Here is a 21746-nt window from a genome sequence, read left to right on the forward strand (position 1 = left end):
CGCGCCCGCGGGGCCTCAATCGTCGTCCCAGCCGTGATGGTGGCCGGGGCCGGGACCGGGGCCGCCGCGGGCGAGCGGCGTCAGGTTGCGGGGATCGAACTTGCGCTTGACCATGGCGCCGGTCTCGTCGGTCGCCACGACCTTGTAGCAGCCGTCGTCGGCACGGATCCGGAGCACGGTCCAGCCCTGCGCCTCGAGCTTCTTCTGCAGCGCCTCGCGCGGCTGCCATTCGGCGAGCGGCACGTCGCAGCGGCCGTCGGCATAGGCGGCGATCGTCCAGGGCGCCGCGCCGAAGGTCAGGGTGCCGATGGTCAGGGCGCCGATGGCGAGCAGTCTCCGTAAAGGTCTCATATATCCGCTCTCCCGCGGCCCCTCTGCCGCCAAGGGATAGGCGAAACGTTCATCCGCCGGAAGAGGCGCGGCGGCGCTCCGTCGATCAGCTCCAGGCCAGGGCCGCCAGTTCGGCCCGCTTGCGAATGACGAAGCGGTGGTGCTCGATCACATCGATCATCCGCGCGTCCTGCAGTCGCGTCAGCGATCGCGATACGGTCTCGATCACAAGGCCGAGCCAATCGGCGAGGTCGCGGCGGGTCATCGGACAATCGAACGCTTCGGCGCCGGGCGACATGACCTCGTTGAGGCGCAGCAGCGCGAAAGCGACGCGTTTGAGCGCCGAGCCGCTGCCGAGAACGAGTGCATGGCGCTGACTGCGCTCCAAGGCGCCGAGAAGGCCTTCGGCTAATGGATCCGAAGCCGAGGTGCCGGATCCACCCGTGGTCGTCAGTTCCACGAGCCGGCTCGCGAGCAGCGCTTGTGCGCCGATCTCGTCGCGGTCCGATCCGGACAGGACGATCACCTCGCCCGGCCCGGCGACGTCGAGAATCTGGCGGCGGCCGCCGGCGAGGATCGCCCATTTCATCACGGCGCCGTCCAGAATCTGGAAGCTCGCGCTGGCCTCGCCGGCGCGAACCGAGCCTCGCGCTCGCATGAGGCGGGTCTGGATCCTGGGCGCGATCGGCGCGAGGGCGGATTCGGGATGGGCCGGCCGGTACATGGGGGCTTCGCGGGTTCGATGAGGAGCGATCGGTCGGATGCAGACCACCACGCGAAGCTGACGGCCGCCTGAATGCTGCGCGCTGTTCCCGAGATGTCATTCCGGTGCGTCGGGCGTATGGTCGGAGGCGTCAAAGAGGCTTCCCGCATGCGAATCCTGCTCATCGAAGACGATGCCGTGCTCGGCACGGCCGTGCGCGACCAGATCGTCGCCGATGGTCATCCGGTCGACTGGGTCCGCCGGCTCGACGATGCCGGTGATGCGATCCGGGTGGTGCCCTACGACCTGATCCTGCTCGATCTGATGCTGCCGGACGGGCGCGGCCTCGATTTCCTCAAGGGCCGCCGGCAGGCGGGCGACGTCACGCCGGTGATCATCCTGACCGCGCGCGACCAGATCTCCGACCGGATCGCCGGGCTCAACACCGGCGCCGACGACTATCTGGTCAAGCCCTTCGATCTGCACGAGCTCTCCGCACGCATCGGCGCCGTCGGGCGCCGCTATACCGGCAATCCCAATCCGCTCGTCAGCGTCGGCGATCTCGATGTCGATCTCGCCGCGCGGCTGGTGATGCGCGCCGGCAGGCCGATCCGGCTGACCCCGCGCGAATGGGCGCTGTTCGAGGCGCTGGTGCAGCATCCGAACGTGCTCCTGACCAAGTCGCAGCTGGAAGACCGGCTCTACGATCTCGGTGCCGATATCGAGAGCAACACGATCGAGGTCTATATCGGCCGGCTGCGCAAGAAGGTCGGCGCCGATGCGGTCGAGACCGTGCGCGGCATGGGCTACCGGCTCGGTTCGCCGGGCGCGGCGGCATGAAGCGCGGTCTCGGCCTCGGTTTCGGTCGCGCGAGCCTGCGCCGGCGGCTCGGTCTCGGGCTGGCGCTCGGCCTGACGGCGCTCTGGCTCGCCGCCACGACGGTGGCCGGGCTCGTGCTGCGGAGCGAGGTCGACGAGGTGTTCGACAGCGCGCTGCAGGAGGTCGCGCAGCGCGTGCTGCCGCTCGCCTATGCCGAGATCCTGACCCGCGAGGACGACCGCTCGATCCATCACATGCCGCCGGTCGGGCCGCATCGGGAATACATCTCCTATGTCGTCCGCGACGCGCAGGGGCGCGAGTTGCTGCAATCGAGCGATGCCGACAGCCTGCACATCCCGAAGGATCTCGCCGTCGGCTTCGCGACGACGGATCAGTTGCGGACCTATACCGAGACCGCCGTGCAGGGCACGATCGTGGTGACCACGGCCGAACGGCTGTTCCACCGCCAGGGAGCGGTGCGAAAGGCCGTGATGGCGCTGGTCTGGCCGCTGATCGCGCTGGTGCCGATCGCGATCCTCGGGGTCTGGTTCGCGGTCCGGACCTCGCTCCGGCCGCTGGTGTCGTTCCGCGCGGCGATCGAGGCGCGCGGGCGCGGCAACCTGAGCCCGGTCGAGACCGAAGGGCTGCCCGCCGAGATCGCGCCGGTCGCGGCGTCGGTCGATGCGCTGATCGGGCGCCTGCGCGGTGCGCTGGAGGCCGAGCGCGGCTTCACCGCCAACAGTGCGCACGAGCTGCGCACGCCGATCGCTGCCGCGCTGGCCCAGACCCAGCGCCTGATCGCGGAGCTGGCGGGCGACCCGCGCCGTGATCGCGCGCAGGCGATCGAGGCCGCGCTGAAGCGGCTCGCCCGGCTGTCCGAAAAGCTGATGCAGCTCGCCAAGGCGGAGGGTGGCGGGCTGATCGCCGCGCATCCGCAGCCGCTCGCGCCGGTGCTGCGGCTGGTGATCGACGAGATCGACCGGCAGCTCGAGTGCGCCGATCGGCTCGAGCTCGCGATCGAGGGCGGCGAGGCGCCGTCGTCGGATCTCGACCCGGATGCTTTCGCGATCCTCGCGCGCAATCTGATCGAGAATGCCCTGAAGCACGGCGATCCGGAGCGGCCGGTCTGGGTCCGCCTGGCCGACGACCGGCTCGAGGTCGGCAATCACGGGCCGGTGGTGCCGCCGGAGCGGCTGGCGGCGCTGACCCGGCCGTTCGAGCGCGGTCCGACCACGGCGGACGGCGCCGGGCTCGGCCTGGCCATCGTCTCGGCGATCTGCCGCGGGGCCGGTCTCGGCCTCGATCTCGCCTCGCCGCTGCCGGGCGGGGCGGACGGGTTCCAGGTCGGCGTCCGGCTCACCCCGCACGCCGGTGCGATCCCGCCGCGAGCCTGACGCTCGGCTGAACGGCGCGGGCCGGCCGGGTTCAGGCTGGTGTCAGGCGTGAGCGCGACGGTCTCCCCATCGAACGCAAAGGGAGACTCTCATGCGCAGACGCACATTCCTTGCCGGCCTCGTTCTCTCGACCGCGTTGGTCGGCACGGCCGTGGCGGCCGGCGCCGGCGCCTTCACCCGCGAACACGGTGAGCGCGCCGAGGCCTTCAATCGTGAGCGCCCGAGCGATGGGCGCTTCCAGCTGGCCGATCGCGGTCGCGAGCGCCATCACGATCGCGACCGCCGCCACGCGCGCCATCACCACGACGATGATGACGACGACGACGACCATGGCGACCGCGGTCGCGGCGCCCGTCTGCCCGTGACGGGGCCGGTCGATCCGAACGCGCCCGTGCCGGACAACGGCCTGTTCCAGGGCAAGGCCCGGCCGAAGGTCGAGGTTCGCTGACCTGCGGAGCGACCGCTCGGTCGTCCTTCTGTCACCCGTTTCGAGGACATGCCATGAAGATCCTGACATCGGCGGCCGTCGCCGCCACCGCATTCGTTCTCCCGACCCTCGTCGAGGCCAAGCCCGTCACCTTCGAGGTGAAGCTCAACGGCTACGGTGGCAACGGCGCCTATGTGGCGCTCTACGTCACCGATGCCGCCGGTGCCTACAAGGGCACGCTCTGGATGGCGGGGTCCAAGATCAAATACTGGCGCCATCTCGCCGACTGGCAGCGCCTGTCCGGCGGCCGGCCGGCCGAGGTCGACGGCATTACCGGCGCGAGCGTCGGCTCCGGCAAGACGCTCAAGATCAGCCTCGACCTCGCCGATGCCATGATCGACGCCGGCTACAAGGTCCATGTCGACACCGCCGTCGAGGACGGCCGCGACTATCCCTCCGAAGTCGTCGTCCCGCTCGGCACGCCTGCGAACGGCAAGCCGATCGCCGGCAAGGGCTACGTCAAGTCGCTGACGGTCTCCTACTGACCCGGCCGCCGTCCCGAGGTTTCGAGGGTTTCCCATGTTTCGCCGTCTTCATTCGCTCACCGGTCTCGTGTTCGCGATCGGGCTCACCGTGATCGCCTCGACCGGTGCAATCCTGTCGATCAACCCGGCCGTCGATCGCGCCACCCTGCCGACCGTCGAGCGCGGCACCAGCGTCGCCGCGCTCGCCGCCGCGGTCGCGGCCCGGCACGAGACGGTCGACCGCATCGTGGTGCGACCGACCGGCGTCGTGACGGCGGACTGGTCGGATGGCGACACCTCGGGGTGGAGATCGTCGACCCCGCCACCGGGCGGGGCTCGGCCCCTATACGGTCTCGGAGACCACGCGCTGGCTGACCAACCTGCATCGGTCCTTCCTCGTCGGCGATGCCGGCCGGGTCGCGGCCGGGCTCGGCGCGCTGGCGATGTTGGCGCTGTCGGTGAGCGGTCTCGTGCTGCTTGCCCGTTCGCTCGGCGGCTGGCGTGCGCTCGCCCGGCCGATCCGCGGGTCGGCGCTGCGCCGCTGGCACGGCGAACTCGGGCGCCTCGCGGCCGCCGGGCTCGTTCTGTCGTCGCTGACCGGACTGTGGATGTCGGCCGACCGTTTCGGCCTCCTGCCGGAGAGCGAGTGCGGACCTCGCCGCGACCCCGACCGGCGGCCCGGCCATGCCGGTCGGCGCGCTCGCCGCATTGGCCGCGATCGACAGCACGGATCTGCGCAGCCTGAGCTTTCCCGCCAAGGGCGATCCGACTGATACCTTCGCCGTCGTCACCACGGCGGGCGAACTGCGCGTCGATCCGGCGACCGGCGCGACGCTCGCCTTTGCCCCGGCGACCACGCTCGACCGCATCGGCGCGATCGTCCGCCTGCTGCATACCGGCCGCGGCGCCTGGGCGCTCGGCCTCGTGCTCGGGCTCTCGTCGGCGGCGGTGCCGATCTTCGCGGCGACCGGTGCCGTATTGTGGTGGCGTCGCCGCGCCGCGTCGCCGCGCATCGAAGCCAACCGTCCGGCGCGTCTCGCCGACACGGTCATCCTGGTCGGCAGCGAAGGCGGCTCGACCTGGGGTTTTGCCGCGACGCTGCATGCGGCGCTGACGCGGGCGGGCCACGCGGTCCATACGGGCGCGATGAATGCGGTCTCGGCCGCGCATGTCGCCACGGCGGAGCGGCTGATCGTGCTGACCGCCACCTATGGCGAAGGCGACGCGCCGGCCTCGGCCAGGCAGTTCCTCGATCGGTTGGACCGGCTCGATCGCCGTGTCCCGGTCGCGGTGCTCGGCTTCGGCGATCGCAGCTTTCCGCAGTTCTGCCGCTACGCCCAGCAGGTCGTGGGTGCATTCGAGGCGCGCGGTTTCCCCTTGCTCATGCCGTTGAAGCGGGTCGACCGGCAATCCGCCCAGGAATTCGCCCAGTGGGGCCGCGATCTCGGCGCCGTGCTCGGCCATGATCTGCCGCTCGCTCATGTCGCGGCGAAGGTTCCGACGCAGCCGCTCGAGCTGGTCGGCCGCGAGGATTATGGCGCGGCGGTCGGAGCGCCGATCGCGATCCTGCGCTTCCGTGCGCCGGCGGATACGCGCGGCCGGCAGGGCCGGCTGCCGTCCTTCGAGGCGGGCGATCTGGTCGGCATCGTGCCGCCCGGCGATGCGATGCCGCGGTTCTACTCGCTCGCCTCCTCGGCGCGCGACGGCGTGCTCGAGATCTGCGTGCGCAAGCGCGACGGCGGGCTCTGCTCGACGCTGCTGCACGGGCTCGAGCCGGGCGGGCGCGTCGACGCCTTCATCCGGCCGAACCCGAGCTTTCGCCCGGCGCAGGGGCGCGCGCCGCTGATCCTGATCGGCGCCGGCGCCGGCATCGGGCCGCTCGCGGGCTTCGTGCGCGCCAATGCGATGCGCCGGCCGGTCCATCTCTACTGGGGTGGGCGGAGCCCTGCGTCCGACTTCCTCTATGAACACGAGCTCGCGCAGTACCTGGCCGAGAAGCGGCTGACCTCGCTGACGACCGCCTTCTCGCGCGAGGCCGACGGCGCCTATGTCCAGGATCGTCTCGCCGCCGATGCCGCGCGCCTGCGCGATCTGATCCGCCACGGCGCGCAGGTGCTGGTCTGCGGCGGCCGCGACATGGGCGAGGCGGTGCGCGAGGCGCTCGACGCCGTCGTCCATCCGCTCGGGCTCGATCTCGCCACGCTCAAGTCGACCGGTCGCTATGTCGAAGACATCTACTGAGCTCCCGAACCGCGCGCCCGTGGCCCGTCGGGCGCGCTTGCGGCGGCGCCCGACGCCGCGACCCATCGTCGGGCCCTGAGCGGCCCGACGATGGGTTCCGATGGTCGGCGATCGTCCATGTCGCGCCGTATCACGACCTCGCCGGCCTGGCGGCCGACCTGCAGGCGGCCGTGGATCGGGTCGACGACCAGATGTCGACCTGGAAGCCGAATTCCGACCTGAACCGGATCAACGCGGCGCCGGTCGGCCGGTGGCTCGACGCGCCGGCCGAGCTGATGGCCGTGCTCGACGCGGCGCTGGCGATCGGCCAGGCCTCCGGCGGTGCCTTCGACATCGGGGTCGGCGATCTCGTGCGGGTGTTCGGCTTCGGCGGCGGTCGCCGGCGGCCGGATGCGGCCGGCATCGCGGCCACCGCCGGCCGGCCGTCGTTCGAGCCGCCCAAGACACTCGAGCTCGATCGTCTCGGTCGCCGGCTGCGCAAGCATGCGGCGTTGTCGCTGGATCTCTCCGGTATCGCCAAGGGCTACGGCGTCGACGAACTGGCGCGGGTGGTCGAGGCGCACGGCATCGGCTCCTACTTGGTCGGCATCGACGGTGAGATGCGTGCCGGCTGCGCCAAGCCGGATGGACGGCCCTGGATGATCGGCCACGAAAGGCCGGACCCCGACGCGCGCGACCTCGCCGGCCTGTTCGAGCTGACGGCAGGCGCGGTCGCGACCTCGGGCAATTATCGCCACACGGCGATCGTCGGCGATCGCCGCGTGTCGCACACGATGGACCCGCGGTCGGGCATGCCGGTCGACAACGATCTCGCTTCGGCGACGGTGTTCGCCCTGACCTGCATGGCGGCGGATGCCTGGGCGACCGCCTTCATGGTGCTCGGCGCCGACGCCGCGCTCGCCCTGGCCCGCCGGTGCGGCCCGCCCGCCGTGCTGGTCCGGCGCGACGGGGCGACGCTGTCGTCGCTCGATCGCGCCACAGGGCTGGGGTGACAAGCGGGCGTCGAACGGTGGCCGGTCGCTTCGATCCGGCACGGATGCCGGTCCTCATCGAGAGCCTTCATTCGGGCGCAACGCGAGCAGGCGCGCAGCATTCGGGGGCCGGCGAACAGCCGGCCGGCGCGGCCGGATCCTTCGTGCCGCGCTCTCCCGGTGCCTTCCTGTCCCGCTCTCCACATCTTCCGTCGGACTCCCGCCATTGAAGGCGACGCCCGTTTCGTGTATAGAACATATCATGAACATTTTGCCGATCACCCAACCGATGCCTTCGCGTGAGGCCGCGGACGGAGAGGCTTTGAGGCTCCTCTCGCCCGGGCAATTCGCCGAAGTCTATGCCGCCACCGAAGCCGACGCCTGTGCCGCGGAAGGGCTGGCGTTGGCGGCCGTCTCGGCCTTCGCGCCGCGGCTGCCGATCCTGTGGATTCGTCATGGCTTCATCGGCCAGGAGACCGGCCGGCCCTATGCCGGAGGCTTGCGGGAGATGGGCATCGATCCGGCCCGCTTCATCATCGTGCATGCCCGCAACCCCCTGGCGGCCCTGCAGGCCGGGCTCGAGGGCGCACGGTGTCCCGGCGCGGCGGCGGTCGTGATCGGCCTGTGGGGCGAGACCAAGGCCTATGATCTCGTCGCCAGCCGCCGTCTGGCGCTGGCGGCGGCGGAAAACAGCGTGGCCCTGATGCTGGTGCGCATCGTCGCCGCGCCCAGCCCCAGCGCCGCGGCCTTCCGCTGGTCGGTCGCCTCGGCGGCTTCCAAGGCCTTTCCCGCCAACGCTCCCGGTCATCCCGTCTTCGAGGTCAAGCTGCTGCGCGCCCGTACCGGGGCCGCCAACGCGCGTTATCGTGTGGAGTGGAACCGCGATGCTCGAACCCTTACGGCCGAACCTCTCGCCGGCGATGCCGCCGGCTCGCGAGAGAACTTCCGAGACAGGCCGGCGCTATCTGGCGCTGTGGTTCCCCTTTCTGCCCACCGACCGGTTCCGCCGGGCGAACGCCTCGATCATCCGCGCGCCGGATGACGGCAAGGCCGAGGCGCCGCTCGTGCTGGTCGCCAAGCAGGGCGGCGCGCTTCGCATCGCCGCGCTCGATGCCGCCGCCACCGCGCTCGGCCTGAGCCTCGGCATGCCGCTCGCCGAGGCCCGCGCGCGATCGAGCCTGTTGCGCTCCGTCGAAAGCGAACCGCATGCGGACGCAGCCTTCCTGCGGCGATGCGCGGACGTCTGTGAAAGGTTCACGCCGCTGACCGCCCTCTGGGGATCCGACGGTCTGATGCTGGACGTGACGGGCTGCACCCATCTGTTCGGCGGGGAGCAGGCGCTGATGGCCGAGGCCCGGCGCTGGATGGGAGCGTGCGGGCTGACCGTCGCCGCGGCGCTCGCCTCGACGCCCGATGCGGCGGCGGCCTTCGCCCGCCATGCCCCCGGCCTGATCGCGCCGCACGCGGAGGCGGAGGCGCTGGCCAGACGCCTGCCGCTCGTCGCCCTCGATTGCGACGATGCGGTGATCGTCGCCTTGCGGCGGGCCGGGTTCAGCCATCTGGGCGATCTCGCGGATCGGCCGACGCGCATTCTCGCCAGCCGCTTCGGTGAAGCGGTGACCGAGCGGCTCGGCCGCATCCTCGGCCGTATCGATCGGCGCATCACCCCCCTCAGACCGCCGCCCGAACTCCTGGCCGACAAGCTGTTTGCCGAGCCGGTCACCGCCATGGAGGCGCTGCTGGCGGCACTCGAAAGTCTGGCGACCGCGCTCGCGGAGATGCTGGAACAGCGCAGCCTCGGCGGCCGGGGCTTCCGGGCGACGCTGTTCCGCACCGATGGCGCGGTCGTCCATCTCGACATCGAGACGGCGCAGCCGCTGCGCGAGGTCAGGGCGCTCATGCGCCTGTTCCGTCTGCGCATCGACACGCTGGCCGAGCCGGTCGATTTCGGTTTCGGCTTCGATGCCCTGCGTCTCGCCGTCCTCAGGACCGACCGCCTGGAGCATCGTCAGCAGACCCTGACCGGCAGCCTGGAGCGGCCGGCCGACGAGCGGGCGCTCGCCGACCTGATCGACCGGCTGATCGCCCGCTTCGGGCATGATAATGTCCGTCGTTTCGTGGCGCGCGACAGCCACGATCCGGTGCGGGCGAGCGGCACCGCACCCTATGCCGATGTGATCCCCGACGAAGCGGGGACCCACGAAGACGTCTGGCCGCCGCTCGAGGCCGGTCAGCCGCCGATGCGGCCGCTGACGCTGTTCGCGCAGCCTCAGCCGATCGAGGCCTTGGCGGAAGTGCCCGACGGCCCGCCGCTGCGCTTCCGGTGGCGACGCGTGCTGCATGATGTCGCCCGTGCCGAAGGCCCCGAACGGATCGCGCCGGAATGGTGGCTGACCGACCATCAGGGCGCCCAGAGCCGCGACTATTACCGCGTCGAGGATGCGGCCGGCCGCCGCTTCTGGGTGTTTCGGGAAGGCTCCTTCGAGGACGTCTCGCACCGGTCGCGCTGGTATCTGCACGGGCTGTTCGCATGACCGCGCCGCCCTTCGCCGAACTGGTCGCCGCCAGCAACTTCTCGTTCCTGCGCGGCGCCTCGCCCGCCGCGGATCTCGTGCTGGTGGCGCTTCTGCTCGGCTATCGCGGTCTCGGGATCGCCGATCGCAACACGGTCTCCGGCGTGGTGCGCGCCTGGTCGGCGCTGCGCGACATCCGCGAGGGCGGCCTCGTCCCGCCGGTCAAGCGTCGCGTCGGCTCCGGTCCCGGCGAGTACCTGTTCGAGCCCTATCGGGGGCCGAGCCGGGCCAGCCAGAAAGCCGCGCCGCCGCCGGATTTGCCGCCCGATCCCCCGGAAGCGATCGCCCTCGAGGTGGAGGCGATGAAGGCCCGACTGAAGCAACGGGCGGAGACGTTCCGTCTCGCCACCGGCGCGCGGCTCGCCTTTGCCGACGGCGCGCCCGACATCGTGGTGCACGCCGAGACCCGCGAGGGCTGGGCGCGCCTCTGCCGCCTGCTGACGCTCGGCAATCGGCGCGCGCGCAAGGGCGAATGCCTGATCACGCTGCCGGATCTCCTCGCCGACACGCATGGCCTGCTCCTGACATTGATGCCGCCGCGCGAGACCGCACCCTGCGCGGAGATCCTGGGCCGGCTGCGGGAAGCCGCGCCCGGCGCCGTCTGGCTGGGGCCACCATGCCGCGCCGGGGCGACGATCGACGCCGGCTCGCCGGCCTGGCGCGTCTCGCCGCACAGGCCCGCGTGCCGCTGCTGGCCACCAACGACGTGCTCTACGCCGATCCGTCGCAACGCGACCTGCAGGATGTGCTGACCGCCATCCGGACCGGCCGATCCATCGACACCGCTGGCCGGCTCCTCGAAGCCAATGCCGAGCGGCACCTGAAGCCGCCACGCGAAATGATGCGGCTGTTCGCCGACTGCCCGGGGGCCATCGCGGAAACGCAGAACCAGCTGGCGCGCATCGGCTTCTCGCTCGAGCAGCTGCGCTACGAATATCCGGACGAGGCCATCCCACCCGGTATGACGCCGCAGCAATGGCTGGAAGTGCTGACCTGGCGCCATGCCGCCATGCGCTATCCCGCCGGCGTGCCGGACAAGGTCGAGACGCTGCTGCGGCAGGAGCTGGCGCTGATCGGCATGCTCGACTACGCGGCCTATTTCCTGACCATCTACGACATCGTGCGTGTCGCCAACGACAAGGGCATCCTGTGCCAGGGGCGTGGCTCCGCGGCCAATTCCGCCGTCTGCTACGTGCTCGGCATCACCGCGGTCGATCCGGCCGAGCACAATGTACTGTTCGCCCGCTTCATCTCCGAGGAGCGGCGCGAGCCGCCCGATATCGACGTCGATTTCGAGCACGAGCGGCGCGAGGAGATCATCCAGCACATCTACCAGCGCTACGGGCGTGAACGCGCCGGCATCGCCGCGACGGTGATCCATTATCGCCCGAAGAGCGCGATCCGCGACGTCGGCAAGGCGTTGGGGCTGACCGAGGACGTGACCGCGGCGCTCGCCTCGACCCAGTGGGGCAGCTGGGGCAGCGACATCACGCGCGCCGAGGTCAAGCAGGCGGGCCTCGACCCGGACAATCCGCAGATCCTGCGCGCGGTCGGTCTGGCGCGCCGCCTGATGGGCTTTCCACGCCATCTGTCCCAGCATGTCGGCGGCTTCATCCTGACGCGCGGCCGTCTCGACGAACTGGTCCCGATCGGCAATGCCGCCATGGCGGACCGCACCTTCATCGAGTGGGACAAGGACGACATCGATGCCTTGCGGCTGATGAAGGTCGACGTGCTCGCGCTCGGCATGCTCACCTGCATCCGCAAGGCGCTCGATCTCTTGCGCACGCAGGAGGGTTTGGGCTGGGGCCTCGCCGACATCCCGAAAGACGATCGGGCCACCTACGACATGCTGTGCCGCGGCGATTCCATCGGCGTCTTCCAGGTGGAGAGCCGGGCGCAGATCAACATGCTGCCGCGCCTGAAGCCGCGGGAATTCTACGATCTGGTCATTCAGGTCGCGATCGTCCGCCCCGGTCCGATCCAGGGCAACATGGTGCATCCCTATCTGCGCCGCCGATCGGGCAAAGAGCAGGTTGTCTTCCCGTCGCCGGCGCCTGAACACGGGCCGGCGGACGAGTTGCACGCCGTGCTCGGCAAGACGAAGGGGGTACCGCTGTTCCAGGAACAGGCCATGCAACTGGCGATGGTCGCGGCAAAGTTCAGCGACATCGAGGCCAACCAGTTGCGCCGGGCCATGGCGACCTTCCGCAATCTCGGCACCATCCAGCAATTCGAGGGGCGGATGGTCGAACGCATGGTCGGCCGCGGCTATGATCGGGAGTTTGCCCAGAACTGCTTCGAGCAGATCAAGGGGTTCGGTTCCTATGGCTTTCCCGAAAGCCATGCGGCATCCTTCGCCAAGCTCGTCTATATCTCCGCCTATATCAAATGCCATCATCCGGAGATCTTCGCGGCTGCGCTGCTCAACTCCCAGCCCATGGGCTTCTATGCGCCGGCCCAGATCGTGCGCGACGCGCGCGAGCATGGCGTCGAGGTGCGCTCGATCGACATCAACTGGTCCGAATGGGACAACGTGCTGGAGGCGGATACGCCGGACGGGTCGGGTCGCGAACGCCGTCCGGCGCCTTTGCGGCTCGGCTTCCGGCAGGCGGACGGTATCCGGGAGGAGGAGGCGCGGCGCCTCGTCGCGAGCCGGCGCAGCGGGTTTGCCTCCGTCGAGGAATTGTCGGCGCGCGCCGCGCTGCATGGCCGATCGCTGAATGCGCTCGCCGATGCGGATGCCTTCCGCTCCATCGGGCTCGATCGCCGCGCCGCCTCATGGGAAGTCCGGCGTCTGCCCGACAGCGCGCCCCTGCCGCTGTTCGCCGTGCAGGACGCCCCGGAGCTCGGCGAGGAGCCCGACGCCGCCCTGCCGGCCATGAGCCTCGGCGAGCATGTCGCGACCGACTACCAGACCCTGCGCCTGTCCCTGAAGGCCCACCCCATGCAGCTTCTGCGGGCGCATTTCCGGCGCGAAGGGATTTCGACCAGTGCCGAGGTCAACGCCAGCCGAGACGGGCGCTTCGCGCGCATGGCCGGCCTCGTGCTGGTGCGGCAGCGTCCCGGCAAGGGCAATGCCGTGTTCATAACGCTCGAAGACGAGACCGGCATCGTCAATTGCGTGCTGTGGGCGCGCGATTTCGAGCGGCTGCGCCGCCCGGTCATGGCGTCGCGCCTGATGCTGGTCGCGGGGCGGGTGCAGAAGAGCGAAGACGGCGTCGTCCATCTGATGACCCGTCAGGTCATCGACCGGTCGTACGAGCTCGACAAGCTCTGGGGCGCGGACCGCGCCGGGCTCGCGCCGAGCCTGCCGCCCGAGGGCATGGCAGAAGCAGCCTCGGGCCGGCCGATCCCGGCCGCCCCCATCCTTCCACCGAGGAGCCGACACCCGCGCGACGCCCGCATCCTGCCGAAATCACGCGATTTCCATTGATGTTGGTCTGCTCGCGACCGACTGTCTTGCCGTGCGGAACGGTCGCAGAGGCTCGTCGTTTTCGGTTCGATGGACGAGGCACAAATGTAGCAAGCGTCTGTGGCGTCCCGTCGCCTCCGTCTGTTGGCTACACCCGGACCCGCCTCGCCCAACGGCGCCTTCATTCCTCGCCGAAGAAGTCTTCGTTCTGCCGCTTGAACTCGACGGTTCGGTATCCTTGCACGCCGACGCCATGTTCGATCATGAGATCGGCAAGCTCCTGACCATCGATCAAGATCACGCGTTGGGGCGAGATGTTTGACGTAGTCGCGTGCCGGCTGGCTGAAGCTAGAGGTCGTTACAAAGGCGCAAAGAGTCGCCATGATCTCGGCGATCGCGTCCACAGATGATCCACAATGTGGTATACATCTGCGGGGAATAACGTAGGATCGTTGGTTGCTCAGCCCGATTTACCAACAAGATCATATAATTTCCGCTTATAGGAAGCGAGGCGCAACTCTGTTCGAGGGCATGTAAACGCATTGGACGCATGAGTGCCGCGGCTCATCGAGCGCGAATCTTCATTGTGGCTCAAATGCGCACTCCTGATCGATTCGTAGAGCACGCCGGATCGACCAAGACGGGCTCTTTCCCGTGAACGAAATGAACAATCGTCGACATCGTGAGTTGCGAAATCAACCCGTGTCCGTGTTCTTTGATGGATGCCAAGAAAACACTTTATTCCTCATCAGGACACCCGATGACAATCCGTGAAAATCGCCCCAAATCGGGGACAGAAATACTTCAAGCCATCCAACTTGACGCGATCCGACCGAGCGCCCTGAAAGCGCGCGGAGACGAAGACGGTCCGGAGATCCGACAAGCCCCCGTCTCTGCCGGGATCGAGGTTCCCGCCGATCGCGCTCCGAGAGGCGATTGGACGCGGCGTCTGAAGCCGTATCGCAAAGCCGACCGCGGGCGGGCTGTCTTCGAATTGCTGATCACCTTCGTTCCGTTCGCCCTGGCCTGGATGCTGATGGCGGCGGCCGTGATGAACGGATGGATGGTGGCTCATGTCCTGCTGTTGCCTATCGCGGCCGGCTTGCTGGTTCGGCTCTTCATGATTCAGCACGATTGCGGTCATGGCTCGTTCCTGCCCGGCCGCCGCGCGAACGACTGGACCGGACGTCTCATCGGCATCCTCACGCAGACACCCTACGATTATTGGCGTCGCAGCCACGCAACGCACCATGCGGGCGTCGGAAACCTCGATGCCCGCGGGATCGGCGACATCGACACCTTGTCGGTCCGCGAGTACCTGAACCGCAGCCGCTTCGGAAAACTCCGCTATCGGCTCTATCGGCATCCCGTGATCATGTTCGGGATCGGACCCGCCTATCTCTTCCTGATCCAGCATCGGTTCCCGAGCGGATTGACCCGGAACGGCGCGACGCCATGGGTGAGCGCGATGGCGACCAATCTCGGCATCGTCGGTCTCGCTGTTGCAGGCATGGCGATCGTCGGGCCGGTCGTCGTCCTCGCCGTGCAGCTTCCGATCGCTCTTCTGGCCGGAACCGTGGGCGTCTGGCTCTTCTATGTTCAGCACCAGTTCGAGGAGACCTACTGGGAACCTGCGGCCGACTGGAACGCGTCCGAGGCCGCGCTCAGGGGGAGCTCACATCTCGACCTCCCTCCGGTTCTGCGCTGGTTCAGCGCCAATATCGGGCTGCACCACATCCATCATCTCTCGAGCGGAATTCCCTATTACCGGCTGCCGGCGGTTCTGCGCGACTATCCTGAACTGCGCGAGGTCAACCGGCTCACGATCGGCCACAGCGTCCGATGCCTGCGGCTCGTCCTTTGGGACGAGACGGCCAAGCGCCTGATCTCCTTCCGCGAGCTGAAGGCGCAGCAGGTGAACGACCGGATCGGCGCGGCGCCGCGATTCGAAGCTTCGGAGAGGGCAGGATGAGGATCCGGCATCGGACCACCTACCGCTACCTGGCGCCGATGGCGTTCAGCACGCATCGGCTCCTGTTGCGGCCGCGTGACGGTTTCGCCGTCCATGTCCGACGCTGCGACCTCAGGATTTCACCCGCCGCGACCGTGAACTGGGCCGAGGACGCACTCGGCAACGCCGTTGCGACGGCGAGTTTCTCCGCGATGGCGGACACGCTCGTCGTCGAGAGCGAGGTCGAACTGGACCTGTTCGCGCCCCCCTGGCCGGTCTTCAACATCGCGAGCTCCGCCACCCGCTACCCGTTCGCCTACGAGCCGGACGATTGGCGAGATCTCGGCGCCATGACCCGCACCGACTCCGCGACCGACGACGTGGCGGCCTGGGCGCGCGGCTTCGTCGCGGGACCGGACACCGATTCCCTGTCGTTGCTGCGCGACATCAACTTCGGCATCGCGCGCGGCTTCGCCTACGAAGCCCGAGAGCCGGAAGGGACGCAAGCGGCGCATGAAACCCTGGCGCTCGGGCGGGGATCCTGCCGTGATTTCGCGGTTCTGTTCGCGGAGGCTGTCAGGTCTCTGGGTTTCGCCGCGCGGCTGGTTTCCGGCTATTTCCGGGATCGCAGCGTCGGGCTCGGTCCGCTTCGCTCGACCCACGCGTGGGCCGAGGTCTTCCTGCCCGGTGGTGGTTGGATCCCGTTCGATCCGACCAATGCGACCATGGGCGGTTACGACCTCGTTCCGGTCGCGATCGGCCGGGACATGGACCGCATCATGCCGGTCTCCGGAAGCTATATCGGACCCGTCGACGCCTATCTCGGCCTGACCGTCGAAATCTTCATGACGGATTGAGCGCCGAAGCGGCCATAGCCGAGGGACACCTTGTAACGCTGTTTCGGTACTCCATATACCATCCAGACGGATGGTCATTGGATGGAGTCTGCATGTCCGAGATATCCAGAAAGACGGACGACACAGAAAAGATCACCATCAACGTCGGCTATGTCGACCTCGGCCGGATCGACCTCCTGGTCAGCGAGGGGTTCTACTCCAACCGGTCGGACTTCATCCGCACCGCGATCCGCAATCATTTGAACAGCCATCGCGACGTGCTCGATCGCTCCCTGGAGCGGCGGACGCTGGATCTCGGCCTACGGGAAATCTCGCGTGCGGAACTCGAAGCCGCCCGCGACCGCGGCACGCCGCTGCACATCCGGGTCGTCGGGCTTGCCCGCTTCTCGCCCGATGTCACGCCCGATCTTGCCGCAGCGGCGATCGGGACCATCACCGTACTCGGCGCCTTGCAGGCGCCCCCCGCGATCCGGTCGGCCATAGCGGATCGGATTCGCTGAGCCGACGAACAAGGACAAAGTCATGAATGAAATCCTGGCCGACGCGCTGAAGCGCGCCGCATCCCTTACGCGCGCCGGAGACCCTTTCGAGGCGAGCCGGGTCATCCAGTCCGCTCTCGTCGGTGCAACGGCGCGCAACCCCTCGGACCGGCCGGCCGACCGGACGGAGCGGGCAACGCCGACGTGGCCGTACGTCGCCACGGTCGACCAGATGCGGATCACAGGACCGCGGAACGACGCCGAGGCGGAGCGGCTGGCCGGCCCGGGAGCGCCATCTGCCGGCCGGGGCCGAAGCGCCCTGAAATTCGCTAGGCCCTTGGCCGAGACCTTGCGGGATATCACGGCGCTGCGCCGGACGCTGGACGCACGCCCTCAGGGACCGTCGCATGCGCCGCCGATCCCTGAGGGTGCGCGCTACCTATCCCGTACGTTCGACTGCGGGTATGGCGGCCGCGACTACCGTCTCTATATCCCCGCGGCGGCCGCCGAAGGCCGTGCCACCGGTCTCGTCCTGATGCTGCACGGCTGCAAACAGGATCCCGACGATTTCGCGACCGGTACGGACATGAATTCGAAGGCCGAGGCGGCCGGGATGGTCGTGGTCTATCCGGCGCAGACAACTGCCGCCAATGCGTCGCGGTGCTGGAACTGGTTCAGCCCGGCGGATCAGCGTCGTGGCGGTGGGGAGGCGGCGCTGCTCGCCGCACTCGCCCGCTCGGTCGCGGCCGAGTTCGAGGTTCCCGCCGATGCGGTCTTCGTCGCCGGACTCTCCGCCGGAGGAGCGATGGCGGCCATTCTGGCGGAAGCCTATCCCGATGTGTTTAAGGCCGCCGGCATTCATTCGGGCTTACCGGCAGGCGCCGCTGCGGACATGCCTTCCGCCTTCGCGGCCATGGCAGGCCGGGGCCTTGTAGCCGGCTCGACATCCGATGCGACCGCAGAGACCCGCCTGATCGTCTTTCACGGTACGGCGGACACCGTCGTGCGGCCGATCAATGGTGAGGCCATCGTCGAAACCGCGCGGCGCCGGGCGCAGACTGTCGATCACCATGACGGCCGGACCGGCACGGGCCGGACCTATCGGCGACACGTGTTCCGGAGCGCCGAGGGTCGCGCCCGGGCGGAACACTGGATCCTGAACGGTCACGGCCATGCATGGTCGGGTGGACGGTCGGAGGGCAGCTACACCGATGCGGACGGCCCCGACGCATCGGCCGAGATGATGCGGTTTTTCCTGGAGGGGCGACGCACGCGGTCGGATTGAGGCGCGGCCACGATGCCGGGCCGCCGGCTTTCTGACGAGCCGGCGGCCCGAGATCTCCTGCTCAGGCAGCCGCAGGGGTCGGGACGATCGGGTCGGCGCTGCCGGTCAGTGTCGTCTTCGTTCCGGGATTGCAGTCCGCCACTGCAACGACCGCTTTCATCTGGCGCGCGAGGGCCGAAATGAGACTGGTGCCGAGGCCGACATGCGCCTTGGCTCTATCCTTCGGCATGCCTATGCCATCGTCTTCGACCGATAGGGCCCATTTGGGCGGATCGCTTCGATAGCGGACGACGATCGAGCCGGCCCGGCTGTCCGGAAAAGCGTGCTTCAGCGCGTTGATGACCAGTTCGGTCACGATCAGGCCCATGCTGACCGCCACATTCGAATGGACGACGGATTCGTCGGCTTCCACCGTCAGCGTGACGGGGCGGTGGCCGCGAATCATCGAGGCGGACAGGCTGCCGGCGAGGCTGGTCAGGTACGGCCCGACCGCGATGTCGTCCAGACCTTCGCACAATTGTCTCTGGATCCCGGCAATGGTGAGGACCCTGTCGCAAGCGTCCTCCAGGTGCATCCGGCCCTCGTCGGATTTCACGGCACGCGCCTTGAGCATAAGAATGCTGGCGATGATCTGGAGGCTGTTGGCGATCCGGTGCCGCATCTCGCTGATGAAAAGGCTCCGGTCCTCCGCGGCCTGCGACCGTTCGCGCAGGAGCGCATCCCGCTCCCGCACCAGCCGTCTTTCGGCTTCCGCGGCAAGACGCGCGTCGGTCGTATCTTCGATGGTCAATAGAACACGCGCCTCGGCGACGCTGCCCGAGGCGACCTTGCGCGCATTGACGCGCAGACGTCGGACTGCCGTGTCCGGCCGCTTCAGATCCATCTCATAGGTGTCGATGATGGGGCCATCGCCGAGCGCGACTTCGATCAGGCTATGCAATTGCGGGACGGACCATTCGCCGAGCCCCAATTCCGCGAGCAGCCGATGTTCCGGGTTGCCATTGGTCTCGAACGTCCTGGCGAAGGAGCGGCTGGCGATCACGACGCGCGTGTCGCCATCGAGCAGCAGGGCGGGCATGAAGGACGAGAGCACCAGCTGTTCAGCCAGACCTTCTCCCGTTGTCATCGCTGAGTTGGCCACGACAGGGCCTTTCTGGATTCCCCTGCCCCGACAAAGTGATCAGGGGATGAAACCCGTTATATGCGACGGGACGACAAAGACATTGCCGTAATCCCACGCAGAATGGTAGCACGAATTCCTCATTTAACATAACTAAAATTAATCCGGTTTTCGGAATTCGCCGCTTCTACCGGTCGTGACACAAATAATACCGACAGGATGCACTTTCGTCTTGGTGCGTATATCTCCGCGCGCCGCGGATCGATTTTAAGGCCGCGCGCAGATAGCGTCCCGCCCGACTCCGTTCGCCTTCAGTGTTGGCGAGGCGGTCGCTCCGAAACCACCGCCGATGATCCGTAAAGCGGCCGTTGCGAACCGACGCCCCTGTGGCGAGGAGATCGTCACCGAGGCACGGTCCGGAATGGCTCGATCGTCTGAAGACCGCCACGATGGACTGGAGTCACGGTCCTGCCGAGCGAGGCCTCGATCGGAGCCGTGTCGGCACCGAGGTTCCTCAGACCATGCGAAGCACGCCGGTGGCGATCACGAGAGCCACGAACATCAACGGCACGACGACGAGCGGTACGAACCAATTCGGTATGACGGCGCCTCATCTCCCGAGACCAGGCCCGGGATCTCCTTTCGGTTCGATCCGGGGTCAGGGCGGCTCCGAGCGCCGCTCCATCGCAGGCTTCGGATGCTCGCTTGATCCGGTCCATCCGGAGTCCGTTCGCGGCCGCCACTGCTCGGACAATCCTGTCGCGCTCGGGCCGGGGCGCATGGTCGCGGCCCTCCGGGCCTCCTGACCACTGGGACTCCCGGGTTCGTCGTGATCATCCCTGAACGGCCTTGCTGACGCCCGGTCCGCCGGCCTCCGGGCGGAACCGAAGGCCTGAGCGATCGGCGTCCGATCGCGCGAGGACGGCTTCCAGGATCGCATGCGCGCATTCCCGACATGCCGCGGCCGCCAGTTCGAGGACGGCCAGCGCATAGGCCTCGACGTCGTCGGCGCGCTGATTGAGACTGGCGGTCGGCCCCGACGGGTCGAACGCCGATACGCCGGCACTGGCATTGGCATTGTCGCGGCCGGTATCGACCCATGTCGCAACCTTTGCGTATGCGACATCGACACTTCGAACACTGAGCGCGATGACCTCCCCCATTTCGTCCATCCGGTTCTCGGCGCGCTTGCGCACGCCCTCGGAGATTCCCAGCGGACCGGTCTGGGCCTGCTCGAGGAGGCGGTCGAGATCGTGCAGACGCAGTCGAATCTCGGCGTACCTCAGTTTGACATGGTCGTTCATGGTGGTCTCCTAGGCTTGTTCAAGTGAACGCCTCGCACTCGACGTCAGCTGTCGTACTCGAAATTCAAATCAAATTAACGCAAAGAAACCTCATCTATGAGCCATCTATATATATTTTACCATTATGAACATTATATTGTTCGGGTTGTGTTCTTTGGCCGATCAATATATATACTTTTATCACATTGCGATTCGACTGAATGTCGATCGCATTAACATTTGGTGTGACATTGCTTATTTGGCGTGGTCCAGCTCGAGGTTCGACCTGGCCTAACTCGACTGACTTTGTCCGCCATAGTGTCCGGTTCTGAGCTTGCTCAGGCGGTTGAGATTGTCGTTGTCGATGGGGGCGGCTCGAGGCGGGGCGGATCTGGTCGGCTTGCGCCGCGCCGCCGCACGACGTTGGAAGCCGCGGGCCCTGCGAAAGCGGTCGGGCTTCGTTGCCGTCAGCACGCCAGCGATCGAGCCACAGCCGGACCTGTGCCGGCGTGGCGAACAGCGTCCCGTTCCAGGTCCGTCGCGTAACCGGCCGTCGAACGGCTCGACGAGCGCGTTCTGGATCGACTTTCCCGGTGCGATTTGGCGCGCGATGAAGAAAGAAGCGAGCCGTGCCGCTGCTTCGGAGCGGCTACATTCGCGGGCAAGACAATGGGTGGCCCCACGCGCCGCGGGCCGGACGATAATCTACTGACCGCGTCGTATTCGATGGGAAATGGAGCGGCCATGAGGATGGATCGTCACCGACGTGCGGCGTTGTCCAAACCGTGATGGTGGACGCATTGGTGGACGCGACTTCGGCGATCTCTCCAAAAACCGCGCGATCCAGCCATTTTTCGATAATAAGTGGCGGAGAGGGAGGGATTCGAACCCCCGATACCCTTGCGAGTATGCCGCATTTCGAGTGCGGTGCATTCGACCACTCTGCCACCTCTCCGCGGGGCTAATGACGCGTCCCTTCCGGGACGGCCTGTCGAAAGCGGGCGGACCATACACAGGCGACAGGCGGGTGACAAGCCCGATCTCGGCCTCTGTCCACCGATGATGCGCGCGGCCTCTGTCCGCGCCTATCGCCGTGCTGCGGCTCCGGTTTCGCGCTTCGCCGGTTGAGGATGACGGCGGTCTGGGCACCCCATTGGCGAGCTCGGTCGTGGCGCCGGCCGCTAATGCCGATCGCCAATGGTTGCCGCCGCTGTTCGTCGTGAATGCGCCGTGCCAGGTCCTGGCTCCGCTGCCCGGCGATGCTGTGATCCTGAGGCTCACCGCCGCGCCGCGATCGTGTTCGCCGGTCTTGTCGGCGACCAGTCAAGATTCCGCGATCGCATGACACTGAACAGCTCGCCATCATAAGTAAAG

17 protein-coding genes, 1 tRNA gene and 2 pseudogenes are annotated in these 21746 nt (G+C 67.9%); 15 read left to right on the forward strand and 5 right to left on the reverse strand.

Translation table 11 applies throughout. The features are described 5' to 3' along the window. Nucleotides 1-15: 15 nt before the first annotated feature. Together ABS361_19745 and ABS361_19750 are read right to left on the reverse strand one after the other, a co-directional pair. Nucleotides 16-351 (reverse strand): PepSY domain-containing protein, encoded by a 336-nt coding sequence (locus ABS361_19745; GenBank protein ID XBY44243.1) that lies wholly within the window; start codon nucleotides 349-351, stop codon nucleotides 16-18. Nucleotides 352-436: 85 nt separating this feature from the next. Beyond that, entirely contained in the window at nucleotides 437-919 is a 483-nt protein-coding gene (locus ABS361_19750) for a helix-turn-helix domain-containing protein (protein XBY44244.1), read from the reverse strand. A gap of 282 nt (nucleotides 920-1201) precedes the next feature. Between ABS361_19750 and ABS361_19755 the strand changes: the two genes are divergently transcribed. The 15 genes and pseudogenes from ABS361_19755 to ABS361_19825 all read left to right on the forward strand — a co-directional run bounded on the left by ABS361_19755 (nucleotide 1202) and on the right by ABS361_19825 (nucleotide 17969). Continuing rightward, on the forward strand, nucleotides 1202-1873 hold the full coding sequence (locus tag ABS361_19755; GenBank protein ID XBY44245.1) for a response regulator transcription factor: 672 nt from the start codon (nucleotides 1202-1204) through the stop codon (nucleotides 1871-1873). Beyond that, nucleotides 1870-3246, forward strand: a complete 1377-nt coding sequence (locus ABS361_19760; GenBank protein ID XBY44246.1) for a HAMP domain-containing sensor histidine kinase — start codon at nucleotides 1870-1872, stop codon at nucleotides 3244-3246. Before ABS361_19755 ends, ABS361_19760 begins: the two co-directional genes overlap by 4 nt. Nucleotides 3247-3337: 91 nt before the next feature. Then, entirely contained in the window at nucleotides 3338-3694 is a 357-nt protein-coding gene (locus tag ABS361_19765) for a hypothetical protein (GenBank protein ID XBY44247.1), read from the forward strand. 53 nt (nucleotides 3695-3747) lie between these two features. Next, nucleotides 3748-4218 carry a DUF2271 domain-containing protein gene (locus ABS361_19770; GenBank protein XBY44248.1) on the forward strand — a complete coding sequence of 157 codons (471 nt, stop codon included), beginning with the start codon at nucleotides 3748-3750 and terminating at the stop codon, nucleotides 4216-4218. A gap of 34 nt (nucleotides 4219-4252) precedes the next feature. Then, nucleotides 4253-4402, forward strand: a pseudogene (locus ABS361_19775) (hypothetical protein). 82 nt (nucleotides 4403-4484) lie between these two features. Continuing rightward, the gene (locus tag ABS361_19780) at nucleotides 4485-4970 is read left to right on the forward strand and encodes a PepSY-associated TM helix domain-containing protein (GenBank protein ID XBY44249.1); all 486 of its coding nucleotides are present in this window, start codon (nucleotides 4485-4487) and stop codon (nucleotides 4968-4970) included. Beyond that, on the forward strand, nucleotides 4882-6438 hold the full coding sequence (locus ABS361_19785; GenBank protein ID XBY44250.1) for a flavodoxin domain-containing protein: 1557 nt from the start codon (nucleotides 4882-4884) through the stop codon (nucleotides 6436-6438). The genes ABS361_19780 and ABS361_19785 overlap by 89 nt, the downstream gene beginning before the upstream one ends. 146 nt (nucleotides 6439-6584) lie before the next feature. Beyond that, on the forward strand, nucleotides 6585-7430 hold the full coding sequence (locus tag ABS361_19790; GenBank protein ID XBY46956.1) for an FAD:protein FMN transferase: 846 nt from the start codon (nucleotides 6585-6587) through the stop codon (nucleotides 7428-7430). 241 nt (nucleotides 7431-7671) lie between these two features. Next, nucleotides 7672-8451 (forward strand): hypothetical protein, encoded by a 780-nt coding sequence (locus tag ABS361_19795; protein ID XBY44251.1) that lies wholly within the window; start codon nucleotides 7672-7674, stop codon nucleotides 8449-8451. A 22-nt stretch (nucleotides 8452-8473) separates the two neighbouring features. Beyond that, entirely contained in the window at nucleotides 8474-9943 is a 1470-nt protein-coding gene (locus ABS361_19800; GenBank protein ID XBY46957.1) for a DNA polymerase Y family protein, read from the forward strand. Then, a pseudogene (locus ABS361_19805) lies at nucleotides 9940-13418 on the forward strand (error-prone DNA polymerase). Before ABS361_19800 ends, ABS361_19805 begins: the two are co-directional and overlap by 4 nt. A 697-nt stretch (nucleotides 13419-14115) precedes the next feature. Further along, on the forward strand, nucleotides 14116-15369 hold the full coding sequence (locus tag ABS361_19810; GenBank protein XBY44252.1) for a fatty acid desaturase: 1254 nt from the start codon (nucleotides 14116-14118) through the stop codon (nucleotides 15367-15369). Next, nucleotides 15366-16205, forward strand: coding sequence for a transglutaminase family protein (locus ABS361_19815; protein XBY44253.1), 840 nt, complete (start codon nucleotides 15366-15368; stop codon nucleotides 16203-16205). Before ABS361_19810 ends, ABS361_19815 begins: the two co-directional genes overlap by 4 nt. Nucleotides 16206-16297: 92 nt before the next feature. Continuing rightward, nucleotides 16298-16705, forward strand: coding sequence for a CopG family transcriptional regulator (locus ABS361_19820; protein XBY46958.1), 408 nt, complete (start codon nucleotides 16298-16300; stop codon nucleotides 16703-16705). Between the two features lie 22 nt (nucleotides 16706-16727). Continuing rightward, on the forward strand, nucleotides 16728-17969 hold the full coding sequence (locus ABS361_19825) for a PHB depolymerase family esterase (GenBank protein XBY44254.1): 1242 nt from the start codon (nucleotides 16728-16730) through the stop codon (nucleotides 17967-17969). A gap of 61 nt (nucleotides 17970-18030) precedes the next feature. On the opposite strand, the gene ABS361_19830 is transcribed toward ABS361_19825, so the two are convergent. The 3 genes from ABS361_19830 to ABS361_19840 form a co-directional block, all read right to left on the reverse strand. Then, entirely contained in the window at nucleotides 18031-19110 is a 1080-nt protein-coding gene (locus tag ABS361_19830; protein XBY44255.1) for a histidine kinase dimerization/phosphoacceptor domain -containing protein, read from the reverse strand. 812 nt (nucleotides 19111-19922) lie between these two features. Continuing rightward, complete coding sequence (locus ABS361_19835; protein XBY44256.1) at nucleotides 19923-20393, reverse strand: hypothetical protein; 471 nt, start codon at nucleotides 20391-20393, stop codon at nucleotides 19923-19925. 844 nt (nucleotides 20394-21237) lie between these two features. Next, nucleotides 21238-21327 (reverse strand) — tRNA-Ser (locus tag ABS361_19840). Between the last annotated feature and the right edge of the window lie 419 nt (nucleotides 21328-21746).

The sequence above is a fragment of the Ancalomicrobiaceae bacterium S20 genome (assembly GCA_040269895.1).
In the GTDB taxonomy this organism is placed as follows: domain Bacteria; phylum Pseudomonadota; class Alphaproteobacteria; order Rhizobiales; family Ancalomicrobiaceae; genus Methyloraptor; species Methyloraptor flagellatus.